This window comes from Bacteroides acidifaciens, assembly GCF_903181435.1.
GTDB lineage: Bacteria > Bacteroidota > Bacteroidia > Bacteroidales > Bacteroidaceae > Bacteroides.
On record NZ_CAEUHO010000001.1, the window covers coordinates 832,382 to 845,298 of the forward strand.

General features: G+C 45.9%; 10 protein-coding genes. 8 read left to right on the top strand and 2 right to left on the bottom strand.

All coding sequences use genetic code 11. The features are described from left to right. Positions 1 to 18 precede the first annotated feature (18 nt). The 8 genes from CLIN57ABFB40_RS03315 to CLIN57ABFB40_RS03350 all read left to right on the top strand — a co-directional run bounded on the left by CLIN57ABFB40_RS03315 (position 19) and on the right by CLIN57ABFB40_RS03350 (position 10,480). Positions 19 to 2,562: a DUF5686 and carboxypeptidase-like regulatory domain-containing protein gene (locus CLIN57ABFB40_RS03315; protein ID WP_175628874.1), complete on the top strand. Its 2,544-nt coding sequence runs from the start codon at positions 19 to 21 to the stop codon at positions 2,560 to 2,562. Positions 2,563 to 2,670: 108 nt separating this feature from the next. Beyond that, positions 2,671 to 3,960, top strand: a complete 1,290-nt coding sequence (locus tag CLIN57ABFB40_RS03320) for an inositol-3-phosphate synthase (RefSeq protein ID WP_175628875.1) — start codon at positions 2,671 to 2,673, stop codon at positions 3,958 to 3,960. A gap of 90 nt (positions 3,961 to 4,050) precedes the next feature. Beyond that, positions 4,051 to 4,530 (top strand): phosphatidylglycerophosphatase A, encoded by a 480-nt coding sequence (locus tag CLIN57ABFB40_RS03325; RefSeq protein WP_175628876.1) that lies wholly within the window; start codon positions 4,051 to 4,053, stop codon positions 4,528 to 4,530. 14 nt (positions 4,531 to 4,544) lie between these two features. Beyond that, the gene (locus tag CLIN57ABFB40_RS03330) at positions 4,545 to 5,012 is read left to right on the top strand and encodes a GtrA family protein (RefSeq protein ID WP_175628877.1); all 468 of its coding nucleotides are present in this window, start codon (positions 4,545 to 4,547) and stop codon (positions 5,010 to 5,012) included. Between the two features lie 47 nt (positions 5,013 to 5,059). After that, positions 5,060 to 5,710 (top strand): CDP-alcohol phosphatidyltransferase family protein, encoded by a 651-nt coding sequence (locus CLIN57ABFB40_RS03335; protein ID WP_167966375.1) that lies wholly within the window; start codon positions 5,060 to 5,062, stop codon positions 5,708 to 5,710. Between the two features lie 83 nt (positions 5,711 to 5,793). After that, positions 5,794 to 6,729, top strand: coding sequence for a phosphatase PAP2 family protein (locus tag CLIN57ABFB40_RS03340; RefSeq protein WP_175628878.1), 936 nt, complete (start codon positions 5,794 to 5,796; stop codon positions 6,727 to 6,729). Positions 6,730 to 6,810: 81 nt separating this feature from the next. Beyond that, on the top strand, positions 6,811 to 7,803 hold the full coding sequence (locus tag CLIN57ABFB40_RS03345) for a lysylphosphatidylglycerol synthase transmembrane domain-containing protein (RefSeq protein WP_175628879.1): 993 nt from the start codon (positions 6,811 to 6,813) through the stop codon (positions 7,801 to 7,803). Between the two features lie 130 nt (positions 7,804 to 7,933). After that, a complete protein-coding gene (locus tag CLIN57ABFB40_RS03350) occupies positions 7,934 to 10,480 on the top strand; it encodes a zinc-dependent metalloprotease (protein WP_175628880.1) in 2,547 nt (848 codons plus the stop codon). A gap of 156 nt (positions 10,481 to 10,636) precedes the next feature. Here the strand turns inward: CLIN57ABFB40_RS03350 and CLIN57ABFB40_RS03355 are convergent, their stop codons facing one another. Both CLIN57ABFB40_RS03355 and CLIN57ABFB40_RS03360 read right to left on the bottom strand, forming a co-directional pair. Then, positions 10,637 to 12,211 (bottom strand): ribonuclease E/G, encoded by a 1,575-nt coding sequence (locus CLIN57ABFB40_RS03355; RefSeq protein WP_175628881.1) that lies wholly within the window; start codon positions 12,209 to 12,211, stop codon positions 10,637 to 10,639. A gap of 284 nt (positions 12,212 to 12,495) precedes the next feature. After that, the gene (locus tag CLIN57ABFB40_RS03360; protein WP_004300646.1) at positions 12,496 to 12,771 is read right to left on the bottom strand and encodes an HU family DNA-binding protein; all 276 of its coding nucleotides are present in this window, start codon (positions 12,769 to 12,771) and stop codon (positions 12,496 to 12,498) included. Positions 12,772 to 12,917: the final 146 nt, after the last annotated feature.

Here is a 12,917-nt window from a genome sequence, read left to right on the forward strand (position 1 = left end):
ATATAAGGTCTGAGATTAATGATGAAAGGTATATCGACGCTCTTTCTTTTATTGACAATCAGTATTCCCCTTAGTGCACAGTATGTGGTACAGGGTGTGGTTACTGATTCTCTGACAAAAGAACCCCTGCCTTATGCATCTGTACGTTTGAAAGACACCACCGAGGGAACTACTACCGGAAGCGACGGACGCTTCTATTTCAAGACCAACCGTTCCGAAGCAGTACTTGTGATTTCCGTAATCGGCTATAATGACGATAGCCGGAACATTCGTCCTGCCCGTAACGTATCCTACAAAGTAGCGCTTTCACCTACCTCGTATGACCTCTCCGAAGTCGTAGTGAAACCCAAACGCGAGCACTACCGGAAAAAAGACAATCCCGCCGTAGAGTTTGTTCGCCGGATGATTGAAAGCCGCGACAACTATTCCCCTTACGAAAAAGACTTCTGGCAACGCGAACGTTACGAAAAGACCACCTTCGCGTTGAATAACTTCGACGAAGAGAAACAGAAGAAATGGCTCTACCGCAAATTTGATTTCCTCACCGAATACGTAGACACCTCTGCCGTCACCGGAAAGCCGATTCTCACCGTATCCGCCCGCGAACTGCTCGCTACGGACTATTACCGGAAATCTCCCCGTTCGGAAAAACAATGGGTGAAAGGACGCAAGCAAGCCGGTGTCGACGAATTTCTCTCTAAACAGGGCATGCAGGCAGCCATCAATGAAGTTTTCAAGGACGTGGACATCTACGAGAACAACATCTCCCTCTTCACTAATAAGTTTGTCAGTCCCCTGTCCCGTATCGGCACAGGATTCTATAAATACTACCTGATGGATACGTTGCAGATAGCGGGTGAGCCTTGCGTAGACCTCGCTTTTACCCCTTTCAACTCCGAGTCTTTCGGCTTCAACGGGCATCTGTATGTCACGCTCGATTCTACTTACTTTGTGAAACGTGCCGTATTTAACTTCCCGAAAAAGATAAACCTGAACTTTGTAGATTATATGTTGCTCGAACAGGAATTCAAACGTGCCGAAGACGGTACGCGCCTGCTCGACCACGAAAGTATCACCGTAGAATTCAAACTGACCGAAGGGCAGGACGGTATCTTCGCCCGTCGTGTGGCGGATTACAGCAACTACACCTTCACGCCGACCGCCGAAGCGGACAAAGCCTTCGGCAAGCCGGAACGCATCATCGAAGAAACAACCGCTCTGGCACGCCCCGAATCTTTCTGGGCGGAGAACCGCCCGCAAACTGCCATCTCGCAACAGGAGAATTCGGTAGACCGGCTGATGGCACAACTGCGCGGTTATCCGGTTTATTACTGGACGGAGAAAGTACTCTCCATCCTCTTCACCGGCTATATCCCCACATCGAAAGAAGCCCCTCTTTTCTATATCGGTCCGATGAATGCCACCGTCAGCGGTAACACGCTCGAAGGCGTCCGTATCCGTGGTGGGGGAATGACCACCGCCTGGCTCAACCCGCACCTGTTTGGTAAAGGCTACGTCGCCTACGGCTTCAAAGACGAGAGAGTGAAAGGACTGGCGGAACTGGAATACTCCTTCAAGAAAAAGAAAGAATATGCCAATGAATTTCCCATTCATTCGTTGAAATTGCGTTACGAATCAGATGTCAACCAATACGGGCAAAATTATCTTTATACAAGCAAGGACAACGTATTTCTCGCCTTGAAACGTGAGAAAGACGACCGTATCGGCTATTTCCAACAAGCGGAAATGACCTATACCAATGAATTTTACTCCGGTTTTTCTTTCCAACTGACAGCGCGTAGGCGGACGGACGAATCCTCTTACCTGATTCCCTTTCTGCTGAAGCAAGGCAATACCTTCACTCCGGTAAAAGATTTTTCTACCAGTGCGGCAGAACTGAAACTGCGTTACGCTCCGAACGAGAAGTTCTTCCAGACCCAATGGAACCGTTTCCCCGTATCCCTGGATGCTCCCGTGTTTACCTTGTCGCATACCATCGCCGGGAAGGGAATCCTGGGCAGCGACTATACATACAACCATACCGAAGCCGGCGTACAAAAACGTTTTTGGTTCTCCGCTTTCGGTTATACGGATGTGATATTGAAAGCAGGGAAAGTGTGGGATAAAGTACCGTTCCCGTTGCTTATCATGCCCAATGCCAATCTTTCCTATACCATCCAGCCGGAATCTTACTCATTGATGAACGCGATGGAGTTTATGAACGATGAATATTTCTCATGGGATGTCACCTATTTTCTCAACGGGTGGTTGTTCAATCGTGTTCCGTTGTTGAAAAAACTGAAATGGCGTGAAATAGTTTCCTGTCGTGGGCTGTACGGACATTTGAGTGACAAGAACAATCCTGCATTCAGTGATGATTTGTTCGCTTTTCCGATTGCGGATACCCGTACAATGGGAAAAACGCCTTACGTAGAAGCAGGAGTAGGTATTGAAAACATTTTTAAGGTGTTACGTTTGGACTACGTGTGGCGGCTTACTTACCGTGATTTTCCGGGAATTGACAAGTCCGGTTTGAGAATAAGTCTCCACATGACCTTTTAAAAGTTAAATCCTGCTAATTGCAATGTTTATATAGCAAACAAAGCTCGTATTAGTAATTAATTAATCTTATTTTTGCATCAATTTTAGTTTAATTTTAATAGAATAGAAATGAAACAAGAAATTAAACCTGCTACCGGACGTCTCGGTGTATTGGTAGTTGGAGTCGGTGGTGCAGTTGCCACCACAATGATTGTAGGTACACTAGCCTCTCGCAAGGGACTGGCAAAACCGATAGGATCTATTACCCAGTTAGCCACAATGCGCATGGAAAACAACGAAGAAAAACTCATCAAGGACGTTGTGCCTTTGACGGATTTGAACGACATTGTTTTCGGCGGATGGGACATTTTCCCGGACAACGCATACGAAGCTGCCATGTACGCTGAGGTTTTGAAAGAAAAAGACCTGAACGGAGTAAAAGACGAATTGGAAGCTATCAAACCGATGCCGGCTGCTTTCGACCACAATTGGGCAAAACGTCTGAACGGAACACATATCAAGAAAGCTGCTACACGCTGGGAAATGGTGGAACAACTTCGCCAGGACATCCGCGACTTCAAGGCTGCCAACAACTGCGAACGCATCGTTGTGCTTTGGGCTGCAAGTACTGAAATCTACATTCCATTGTCTGACGAACACATGTCACTCGCTGCTTTGGAAAAGGCAATGAAGGACAACAACACAGAAGTGATTTCTCCGAGTATGTGTTATGCATATGCTGCCATTGCAGAAGATGCTCCGTTCGTAATGGGTGCTCCTAACTTGTGTGTGGATACTCCTGCTATGTGGGAATTCTCCAAACAAAAACAAGTACCTATCTCAGGTAAAGACTTCAAGAGCGGTCAGACACTGATGAAAACCGTATTGGCTCCGATGTTCAAAACCCGTATGCTGGGTGTGAACGGTTGGTTCTCTACCAATATCCTCGGCAACCGTGACGGTGAAGTGCTCGACGATCCGGACAACTTCAAGACAAAAGAAGTCAGCAAACTGTCTGTTATCGACACTATCTTCGAACCGGAAAAATATCCAGATCTCTACGGAGACGTTTACCATAAAGTACGTATCAACTACTATCCGCCCCGTAAGGACAACAAAGAAGCGTGGGACAATATTGACATCTTCGGATGGATGGGTTATCCGATGGAAATCAAGGTGAACTTCCTTTGCCGCGACTCTATCCTTGCCGCTCCTATCGCACTCGACCTCGTATTGTTCAGTGACCTGGCAATGCGTGCAGGCATGTGTGGCATCCAGACTTGGTTGTCATTCTTCTGCAAGAGTCCGATGCATGATTTCGAGCACCAGCCGGAACATGACTTGTTCACTCAATGGAGAATGGTAAAACAGACGTTGCGTAACATGATCGGTGAAAAAGAACCTGATTATTTGGCTTAATTCGGGAAGATGTTCCTGAAAAATATATAAACTTTCCCCTTTTTCAGCAAGGGGAAAGTTTTGTTATTCTTATACATTCTATTGCAAATAATGAAAAGACCTTCCTTTCTACCTGTTTTTATAGGCACGGGCTTTGGCTCCGGTTTTTCTCCTTTTGCTCCCGGCACGGCTGGGGCGATATTGGCTTCTATCATTTGGATTGTACTCTATTTCCTGTTTCCCTTTACTACTGTTTTATGGATTACTGCCGTTTTGGTGATTGTATTTACATTCGCCGGCATTTGGGCTGCCGACAAGTTGGAGCCCTATTGGGGGGAGGATCCTTCGCGCGTGGTAGTGGACGAGATGGTGGGAGTGTGGATACCGTTGCTGGCTGTACCGAATGATGAGAACTGGTTTTGGTACGTCATCGCGGCTTTTGTCCTGTTCCGTGCATTTGATATTGCCAAACCGCTGGGCATCCGCAAGATGGAGAGCCTGAAAGGTGGAGTAGGGGTTATGATGGACGATATTTTGGCGGGAGTGTATAGTTTGATTTTGTTGGTGGGAGCGAGATGGGTGATTGGCTGAAAAAGATTGCGCGGATGATTTCTCAGAAAGGCGGCTTCTTCATGTTCTTGAGGGCGCAACTTTCTGCTCAGATGGCAACCATTGCAGACTTTCTCGTAACGATTCTTCTGGTAAGGCTGTTTGATGTCTACTATGTATATGCTACCTTGGCGGGTGCCATCTACGGGGGAATTGTCAATTGCATCATTAATTATAAATGGACATTTAAGTCGAAAGGCAAAAAAACGAATGTAGCTGCCAAGTTTGTCATTGTGTGGCTTTGCAGCGTTTGGCTGAACACATGGGGGACATATGCGCTGACGGAATCTTTGGCGAAGATTCCCTGGGTGCGGGATACGCTTAGTCTCTATTTCGGTGATTTTTTCATTATACCCAAAGTGGTGGTGGCGGTAATTGTCGCGCTGTTCTGGAATTATAATATGCAGCGTCTCTTTGTTTACCGGAATATAGATATAAGGAGCTTGTTCGGAAGAAGGCATTGAAGAATTTGAAATAAATAGAAGAATTAGATATAAACAGATTTAGACACATGAATTACAGAGATTATTTACAACAACTGATTTATAAGATTATCAATCCTTTGATACACGGGATGATTAAAATCGGAATCACTCCCAACTTCATCACCACTACCGGATTTATCCTGAATGTGGTAGCGGCGGGTATGTTCGTATATGCCGGAATCTATGGTGGAGAAAACGACCTTGCCATCATCGGATGGGCAGGCGGTGTGATTCTGTTTGCCGGACTGTTCGATATGATGGATGGACGTGTAGCCCGCTTGGGTAACATGAGTTCCAAATTCGGTGCGCTTTACGATTCGGTACTCGACCGTTACAGCGAACTGATGACTTTCTTCGGTATCTGCTACTACCTGTCAATGAAAGATTATTTCCTTTATGCACTTATTGCTTTCGTGGCGCTTATCGGCTCATTGATGGTAAGCTATGTCCGTGCACGTGCCGAGGGTTTGGGGATAGAATGTAAGGTAGGATTCATGCAACGCCCCGAACGCGTGGTGCTGACCAGCCTTGGTGCTCTGTTTTGTGGCATATTCAAGGACATCACCGCTTTCGAACCGATTCTGATATTAATCGTTCCTCTGGCTTTAGTCGCCGTACTGGCCAATATCACTGCCTTTGCACGTGTGAGACACTGTTACAAAGCGATGAAGGAATAATTATTCAATATGCCGATAAGTTGATATGCCAATTGGAAAATGACCGGCATATTCCTTAATTGGCACATAAACGTACTCTTATAATGATAAAGAACATTCAAAAGCCATCGAAGAGAGAAACCCTGACCGTTATAGTCATCATGGCTCTTTTTCTTCTGCTGACAGCTATTTTCATAGGGCTCCGCTCCGAACATCTGATGATAGCAGTGCTCTACCTCGTCCTATTCTTCTCCGGACTGCCTACCCGCAAACTGGCAGTAGCCCTGCTGCCTTTCGCCCTTTTCGGAATCTCGTATGACTGGATGCGTATCTGCCCCAACTACGAAGTGAATCCGATTGACGTGGCCGGACTCTATAATCTGGAGAAATCCCTCTTCGGCGTAATGGACAACGGCATCCTCGTCACTCCCTGCGAATACTTTGCCGCGCACAACTGGGCGATAGCCGACGTTTTTGCCGGAATCTTCTACCTCTGTTGGGTTCCCGTCCCCATCTTGTTCGGTCTTTGCCTGTACTTCAAGAAGGAGAGAAAAACGTACCTTCGCTTTGCCCTGGTATTTCTTTTCGTCAACTTAATCGGCTTCGCCGGTTATTATATCCACCCTGCCGCTCCCCCCTGGTACGCCATCAACTACGGCTTCGAACCGATACTGAACACCCCGGGCAATGTAGCGGGCTTGGGACGCTTTGACGCTTTCTTCGGAGTATCAATCTTTGATTCTATCTACGGACGCAATGCGAATGTCTTTGCCGCAGTACCTTCACTGCATGCAGCCTATATGGTCGTAGCCCTGGTATATGCCATCATCGGCAAATCTAGATGGTATGTCATTACCCTCTTCTCTATCATTATGGCAGGTATTTGGGGAACAGCCGTTTATTCCTGCCATCACTATATTATCGACGTATTGCTCGGCATCTCATGCGCATTGGCAGGCTGGCTGATATTCGAATATGTATTGATGAAAATCCCGGCATTCCGAAGATTCTTCGACAGATACTATACCTATATAAAGTAGTAGTATTTGCTATTATATTTTAGATATTCTATAATGGAAAATTCGGCAGTTGCGACTGCCGATGTGCAAACAAGTGTATAAGTGAAGAGCAGCTACCGTAATATATTCCTCGCCTTCGGCATCATCGCCGTCCTGATAATGATATTCACTTTTGATATGGATTATCAGGAGCTTTGGGTGAACTTGAAGCGTGCGGGAATATATTTGCCTTTGGTCTTATTGCTATGGCTATTCGTCTATCTTATTAATAGCATATCGTGGTATATCATCATCCGTAGCGGCGGCAAGACCGGTTTCTCATTTGCCCGGCTCTATAAATTCACCGTCACGGGTTTCGCGCTTAATTATGTGACTCCTGTCGGGCTGATGGGCGGTGAGCCGTATCGTATCATGGAGCTGAAACCTTACGTCGGCATAGAAAGAGCCACATCTTCCGTGATTCTCTATGTGATGATGCATATCTTTTCCCACTTCTGCTTTTGGCTAAGTTCTGTGCTACTCTACGTCTGCCTATATCCGGTAGGGTGGGTGATGGGCATTATCTTAGGAGCTATCACCCTATTCTGCCTGCTGATTGCCATCCTTTTTATAAAAGGTTATCGCCACGGAATGGCAATAGCCTGTGTCCGCATGGGTAGCCATATCCCTTTTTTGAAAAAGAAAGTGCTCCGCTTTGCCGAAACTCACCGGGAAAAACTTGAAAATATAGATACACAAATCGCCCTTCTTCATCAGCAAAAGAAACGTACCTTTTACGCAGCCCTCTTTCTCGAATATACAGCCCGCGTCGTTAGTTGCCTTGAAATATGGCTGATACTGAACGTATTGACAACGAACGTCAGTTTTGCCGACTGCTGCCTGATTGCCGCTTTCTCTTCTTTACTTGCCAACCTTTTATTCTTCCTGCCGATGCAGCTAGGCGGACGTGAAGGCGGATTCGCCCTCGCCGTAGGCGGTCTTTCTCTCTCCGGTGCTTACGGAGTCTATGCTGCATTGATTACCCGCGTGCGCGAAATGGTCTGGATTGTCATCGGGCTTGTCTTGATGAAGGTTGGTAATAAGAAGAAAAACTAGACAATATCTTGCGCCAATATTGAACAGGAAAAAAATAATTCATGTCGCTTTGTAAAAATAAGATAGTATGATTTGGATAGCTCACATGAATAGTTAACTTTGCAGTTACTAACATCTTAAAAATAAAAGCATGAGAAAACTAACTACCTTTTTGTTGCTCCTGGCAATGTTGATTCCAACAGCCGGAGCACAGTCTACGGACCTCTTTAAGAAGAAGAAAAAAAAGAAAAGTGCTACCGAAATGGCTGCAGACAAAGCTAAGGCCGACTCCATAGCCAAAGCCAAGAAATCCCCTTTCCAGCCTTACGCAAGTGTAATCACTAAAAAAGCCAAGACAATGAACGGCTTCTTCAAGGTGCACTGCATAGAAGGAAAATACTTCTTCGAGATACCCGATTCCTTGTTCGGACGCGACATATTGATTGTGAACCGTATTGTGAAAGCCCCGGTAGACAAGCAGAAACGCAAAGCCGGTTACCCCGGCGACCATATCAGTGACGAAGTAATCCGCTTCGAATTGGGACGTGACAACAAACTGTTTATCCGCCAAATCTCCTATCTGGAACATTCTACCGATACACTGGGAATGTATCAGGCAGTGCTGAACTCCAACGTCCAGCCTATCGTCGCCACCTTCCCCTTGAAAACAATGCGCAAAGACAGTCTGACGAAAAATTACGTAATCGAAATGACCGACTTTATCCGCAAGGACGGCGACATGTTCTCTTTCTCCAACTTTGCGAAAGACAATATCGGCGCAACCTCAATGATACCGGACGCCAGCTATATCGACACACTGAAAGCCTTCCCGCAAAATATCGAAATCCGCACCGTGCGTACTTTCCAGCGCAGGCCGCCGATGGGCAGCGCCTTCGAGAAAATGATGGCCCAATATACCAATTCCACCGGCCCGATGACCTACGAACTGAACAGCTCCATGTTGCTTCTTCCTAAAGAACCGATGAAGCCGAGACTCTACGACAGTCGCGTAGGCTATTTTGCTGTCGGTTACAAAGACTTTGACGGCAACCCGCACGGAGTGAAATACAAAGCGAACATCACCCGCTGGCGTCTCGAACCGAAAGACGAGGATAAGGAGAAATACCTCAGGGGCGAACTTGTAGAACCGAAGAAACCAATCGTTATCTACATCGACCCCGCCACTCCTAAAAAATGGGTTCCTTACCTGATTCAAGGAGTCAACGACTGGCAGAAAGCCTTTGAGAAAGCCGGCTTCAAGAACGCCATCATCGGCAAAGAAGCCCCCACAGACGACCCGACATGGAGTCTGGAAGACGCCCGTCATTCGGCTATCGTCTATAAGCCGTCCGATATTCCCAATGCAAGCGGCCCTCATGTACACGACCCCCGCAGCGGTGAAATCCTCGAAACACATATCAACTGGTATCATAACGTAATGCTCCTGCTCTACAACTGGTATATCGTGCAAGCCGGCGCCATCGACCCGGGAGCACGCAAACCTCAGTTTGACGATGAACTGATGGGCGAACTGATTCGTTTTGTATCTTCCCACGAGGTAGGTCACACGCTGGGCTTGCGTCATAACTTCGGCTCTTCCGCCACCGTTCCGGTAGAAAAACTGAGAGACAAAGCATGGGTGGAAGCCAACGGCCACACCCCATCCATTATGGATTATGCACGTTTCAATTACATCGCCCAGCCGGAAGACAGCATCTCACGTGCTGGAATCTTCCCCCGCATCGGTATCTACGACGACTGGTCTATCGAATGGGGTTACCGCTGGATGCCCGAATTTGAGACGGCAGAAGCTGAAATCCCCCACATGAACAAGTGGATTATCAGCAAACTAAAGGAAGACAAGCGCTACACTTTCGGCACGGAAAGCGACCGCGACGACCCTCGTAACCAGAACGAAGACTTGGGCGACGACGCAGTGCTGGCAGGCACATACGGCATCAAGAATCTGAAACGTATCATGCCCGAAATCATCAACTGGACGTACGAACCGAACGAAGGCTACCAAAAGGCAAGCACCTTATACAGCAACGTAGCCGGACAGTTTTCCCTGTATATGGGACATGTGGCAACCAATGTCGCCGGTATTTACAGTACCCCGATTTCGGTAGAACAAACCGACGTGAAAGCAGTGGAATTTGTGCCGAAGGGTATACAGAAGAAAGCTGTGACATTCTTAAACAAAGAATTATTCACCACGCCTACTTGGTTGATGGACGACAAACTGACAGAAAAGGCCGGAGTCAATACCTTCAATTATATTTTCCGCGTGCAGAGTAATATCTTGAAACGTTTGCTTAGCAGCCGCACGCTGGACAAGATGACGACCAACGAATTGATGAACGGCAACAAAGCCTATACTTCCAATGAAATGTTCCAAGACCTGAAGAAAGGCATTTGGAGCGACCTCAGAGGTGGCAAGAAGCCCGACCTCAATCAGCGTGCTTTGCAGAAAGTCTATGTGAACGCACTGATTGCTATGCTCGACAAACCGAAAAATAATTCTAATCCGATGAGTTATTCCTCGGATTCCCCTTCGGAAGCGCCTGCCATTGCCCGTGGACAACTGGCTAGTCTTAGAAGTGAACTGAACAGTGCGGCAAGTGCTTCAAGTGGCATATACAAGAGCCACTATCAGAACTTGAAAGCATTGATTGATACTGCTTTTGATACTAAATAAAAGGATGATATAAACAAAGCAAGAGAGTGTCATTTACGCTTTGCAGGTAGGTCCATAACTCTTTCATTTTCTTGCAAGAACAAGAGTAAAAAATGAAATTTCCGGTGATTGTACGATACAAAAAGGCGACTCGTTGCAACGAGCCGCCTTTTCTGTTTATTTGATTTCGAATTCTTCCTTCATATCGATTTCCTCTCCATGTATATCGTAGAATACATATTGTAGGAATGCGAGTTTCTGACTTGGAATAACCTTGATACCGAATCCGTATTTCATCTGCCACTTCCGTTTCAGGGAAACGAGTCCCTGGTTGATGTAAGCGGCTACATACGGATGGACGTGTAACGAGAATTTCTTAACCTTCAGTTTATTGACCAGATAATCAATTTTACTATCCAAAGTGTCCGTAAAGAGAATGGACGACTTGATAGAGCCTTTGCCGAAGCAGGTAGGGCAGGTTTCGGTCGTGTTGACGTCCATTGCCGGACGCACACGTTGGCGTGTAATCTGCATCAGCCCGAATTTGCTGAGCGGCAGAATATTATGCCGTGCCCTGTCTTTCTGCATGTTGGCACACATTCGTTCATAAAGCTTTTGGCGGTTTTCGGCTTCATTCATGTCGATGAAGTCCACGACGATGATACCACCCATATCCCTTAATCGCAGTTGGCGCGCCAGTTCATCGGCGGCTCCCAGATTTACTTCGAGTGCGTTACCTTCCTGTCCGTTGGCATTCTTGGTGCGGTTTCCGCTGTTCACGTCTACTACGTGAAGCGCCTCAGTGTGCTCAATAATCAGATAGGCACCACTCTTGTAAGAGATGGTTTTACCAAACGAGGATTTAATCTGCTTGGTGATACCGAAATTGTCGTAGATGGGAAGCTGGCCTTTGTACAGTTTCACGATATTAGCCCGGTCGGGCGCAATCAGTGATACGTAGTCTTTGATTTCATTGTACACAGCCTCGTCGTTGACGTAAATATTCTCAAAAGATGGGTTGAAGAGGTCGCGCAACAAACCTACGGCACGACTGGTTTCTTCATAAATCAACGTCGGATACTTGGTGGCTTTCTGTACTTTTGCCATCGCATCTTCCCAATGCTTAATCAGGACTTTAAGCTCTCCGTCGAGTTCGGCTACGCGTTTGCCTTCGGCTACCGTGCGGACGATGACACCGAAGTTTTTCGGCTTGATGCTCATCAGCAGTTGTTTCAGGCGGGCACGTTCTTCGCTCGATTTAATTTTTTGCGATACAGAAACCTTGTCGTTGAAAGGGATGAGTACGAGATAGCGTCCGGCAAACGAAATTTCGGACGTCAGTCGCGGTCCTTTCGTAGAGATAGGTTCCTTTACAATTTGCACCACTACTTCTTGTCCCACCTTGAGTGTGTTGGATACAGTTCCATCCTTGTCGAGGTCGGGAAGCAGGGTTGCCTTGCTGATGGAGGTCAGCTTCTTTTTGTCGCTTAAAGTCTGCTTTACAAACTTTTCGAGTGAGTTAAATTGAGGACCCAGGTCAAGATAATGAAGGAAAGCGTCTTTCTCGTAACCGACGTCTACAAAGCATGCATTCAGTCCGGGCATCAATTTCTTGATACGGCCCAAATACATATTGCCCACAGAAAAGGAAATGTTTCTTCCTTCGCTTTGAAGTTCCACCAGGCTCTTGTCTTCGAGAAGGGCGATGGACACCTCTTTGGGCTGTACGTCAACTACTAGTTCACTTGTCACTGTTTTGTTTCCTTATTATTGATTGAATCTCATTTATATGAACAACTTTTTTGACAAATTGTTCATTTTGGGTTAGCTACTTAAACAAAGAACAAACTTGAAAGACATAGGGCTTCGCAAGTTTGTTCTTTATTTCTGTGTGATCCAGACTTAAAAATTATTTTTTGCTTTTATGTCTGTTCTTTCTTAGTCTTTTTTTACGCTTGTGCGTAGACATTTTATGTCTTTTTTTCTTTTTTCCGCTTGGCATAGCTTTACATTTTATGGGTTAATACTCTTGTTTATTATTTCTTTACTGAAATTGTAAATGTCTTAGCCGGTTTGAAAGCCGGAATGTTGTGCTCAGGGATGATAATAGTAGTGTTCTTAGAAATATTACGAGCGGTTTTCTGTGCTCTTTTCTTCACTACGAAACTACCAAATCCGCGTAAGTACACGTTCTCATCGTTAGACAATGAATCTTTAACAGCGTCCATGAATGCTTCAACTGTTGTAAGAACTGTCTGCTTGTCAATTCCAGTTTTCTTTGTAATCTCGTTTACAATATCTGCTTTAGTCATTTTTCCTTAAAAAAAATATTATTACTATGTTGTTGCTAATTTTTTGGACTGCAAATATATAGCTTTTTAAGCTCCTAAAAAAATATATTATGCACATTTTTCTAAAAAAATGGTGGCGTTGAATTTTCTTAGAGCCAAAAGAGTTA

What these genes read in the sequence shown, in the direction of transcription:
- CLIN57ABFB40_RS03315 (WP_175628874.1), top strand. Translation starts at nt 19, where the DNA reads ATGATGAAAGGTATATCGACGCTCTTTCTTTTATTGACAATCAGTATT.
- CLIN57ABFB40_RS03320 (WP_175628875.1), top strand. Translation starts at nt 2,671, where the DNA reads ATGAAACAAGAAATTAAACCTGCTACCGGACGTCTCGGTGTATTGGTA.
- CLIN57ABFB40_RS03325 (WP_175628876.1), top strand. Translation starts at nt 4,051, where the DNA reads ATGAAAAGACCTTCCTTTCTACCTGTTTTTATAGGCACGGGCTTTGGC.
- CLIN57ABFB40_RS03330 (WP_175628877.1), top strand. Translation starts at nt 4,545, where the DNA reads ATGATTTCTCAGAAAGGCGGCTTCTTCATGTTCTTGAGGGCGCAACTT.
- CLIN57ABFB40_RS03335 (WP_167966375.1), top strand. Translation starts at nt 5,060, where the DNA reads ATGAATTACAGAGATTATTTACAACAACTGATTTATAAGATTATCAAT.
- CLIN57ABFB40_RS03340 (WP_175628878.1), top strand. Translation starts at nt 5,794, where the DNA reads ATGATAAAGAACATTCAAAAGCCATCGAAGAGAGAAACCCTGACCGTT.
- CLIN57ABFB40_RS03350 (WP_175628880.1), top strand. Translation starts at nt 7,934, where the DNA reads ATGAGAAAACTAACTACCTTTTTGTTGCTCCTGGCAATGTTGATTCCA.
- CLIN57ABFB40_RS03360 (WP_004300646.1), bottom strand. Translation starts at nt 12,771, where the DNA reads ATGACTAAAGCAGATATTGTAAACGAGATTACAAAGAAAACTGGAATT.